This is a genomic window from Vibrio sp. 1562 (assembly GCF_033340155.1).
GTDB lineage: Bacteria > Pseudomonadota > Gammaproteobacteria > Enterobacterales > Vibrionaceae > Vibrio > Vibrio alginolyticus.
Map to the genome: position 1 here is coordinate 1 of NZ_JAWOVY010000474.1, position 631 is coordinate 631.

General features: G+C 48.0%; 1 protein-coding gene and 1 pseudogene. Both read right to left on the bottom strand.

Features of this window, described 5'->3' with window-relative positions:
• Positions 1-422, bottom strand: a 422-nt coding sequence (locus tag R7Z49_RS25895; RefSeq protein WP_318112534.1) for a conjugal transfer protein TraH, incomplete at its 3' end; no start/stop codon positions are given.
• Positions 423-424: 2 nt separating this feature from the next.
• Positions 425-631 (bottom strand): annotated as a pseudogene (locus tag R7Z49_RS25900) (thioredoxin family protein); the annotation flags it as partial.

Sequence of the window (631 nt, forward strand, 5' to 3'; positions counted from 1 at the left end):
TCGTTCAACTGCTGGATTTTCTTTTGCAGTGTCTCCATGTGCTGGGAGCATTTCTCACACATAGCACTGAGCGCCAATTGGAATGCATATCCTTTGGCGTTTGCAGCAACAGAGCGAAGTAATTGAACAAACTGATCCGCGTTAACAAATGACAAACTTCCCGCGAACATATCAATGCCGCCACAACCGGCTTGGAATGACGGTGGCACCATAGAGACGAGGTTCTCGTTCATGATCCTGTTACGAACAACAACGCTTCCTCCAGATATAACGCCACGCCGCTGACTCTCGAATACACCAGGCGCAGTGGTGTTGGTCATTGAACCAAACAACTGGTTCATCTCCTGTTGCAAGCTTGCTTGGCTCATAGATGAAAAACCAATCGCACAGGCGATTAGCGATACTCGGATTACTTTTTTCATTGTTATAACCCTCCTTGTGCACGCAGATAGCGAACAAGGAACTCAGGGTCCTGTAATATCTTTTCGTTAAGCTCTTGGGCTGACATCGCGAGTGACACGCCGGGTTGAACAGGTCTGGTGGCATAGTAAGTTTGATCGTCAATCCAACCGGCTTGATGGGCTGCGAGAATGATTCGATTATTGAGCTCATCAAGGCTCATTGCGCCTTG